Source organism: Mycobacterium sp. IS-836, assembly GCF_001954275.1.
GTDB lineage: Bacteria > Actinomycetota > Actinomycetes > Mycobacteriales > Mycobacteriaceae > Mycobacterium.
Genome location: NZ_MBEU01000015.1, coordinates 1 through 1,118 on the forward strand (window position 1 = coordinate 1; position 1,118 = coordinate 1,118).

General features: G+C 67.0%; 1 protein-coding gene. It reads left to right on the plus strand.

The annotated features are described in order from the left end of the window. On the plus strand, window positions 1–1,118 hold a 1,118-nt coding region (locus tag A5747_RS07265; protein WP_076122983.1), incomplete at both ends, for a glycosyltransferase.

The following is a 1,118-nucleotide window of genomic DNA, read 5'->3' on the forward strand; positions in this document are numbered from 1 at the left end:
GTCGGCCGTGAACTGCTGCGCCGCGGGCACGACGTACACGTGGCCGTCGCGCCCGACCTGGTTGAATTCGTCGAGTCGGCCGGGCTCAGGGCGACCGAGTTTGGGCCGGACGCGCGACTGTGGCAGGACGTGCACCGCGACCTTTTGACCCGTTTGTTCCGGAGCTTTTGGAAGGTCCGGGAACTGAGCGCGTTGGTGCGCGAAGATCAGCGGCTGTTCAACCAGCTCTGGGAGGAGATCGGCAAGACGCTGATGTCGCTGGCCGAGGGGGCCGACCTGGTGCTCACCAGCGCCATCGGCGAACAGTCCGCGGCCAACATCGCGGAGTACTATGGCATTCCGCTGGCCACGCTGCATACCTTCCCGATACGGGCCAACGGCCAGCTCATTCCGGGGCTGCCCGCACCGGTGGGCCGTTCCGCGATGACGGTGTCCGAGTGGATGTCTTGGCCGATGCTCAAGAAACGCGACGATGCGCAGCGCCGCGAACTCGGGCTACCGAAGGCGGCGGGCCTGTGGTCGCGACGGATCGCCGAGCGCGCATCGCTGGAAATCCAGGCCTACGAAGAAGTTTGCTTCCCGGGGCTGGCCGCCGAATGGGCGAACTGCAACGGCCAACGACCGTTCGTCGGCGCGCTGACGATGGAGTTGGCCACGGACGCCGACGAGGAGGTCGCGTCGTGGATCGCCGCGGGAACACCGCCGATTTTCTTCGGCTTCGGCAGCACGCCGGTCAAGTCTCCCGCCGACACCGTCGCCATGATCGGCGCGGCCTGCGCGCAACTGGGCGAACGGGCGCTGATCTGCTCCGGCTGGAGTGACTTCGGCAATGTCCCCCATTCCGACCACGTCAAGGTGGTGGAAGCGGTGAATTACGCTGCGGTCTTCCCGGCCTGCCGCGCGGTCGTGCACCACGGCGGCATGGGCACCATTGCCGCGGGCCTGCGCGCCGGGGTGCCCATGCTGATCCTCTGGACGGCACCCGATCAGGCGATCTGGGCCTCTCACGTCAAACGTCTGAAAGTTGGTTCTGGGCGGCGTTTTACGAGCACCAGCCGTGAATCGCTGGCCGCCGACCTGCACCGGATCCTCGGTCCCGACTATGTCTCCCGGGCTCG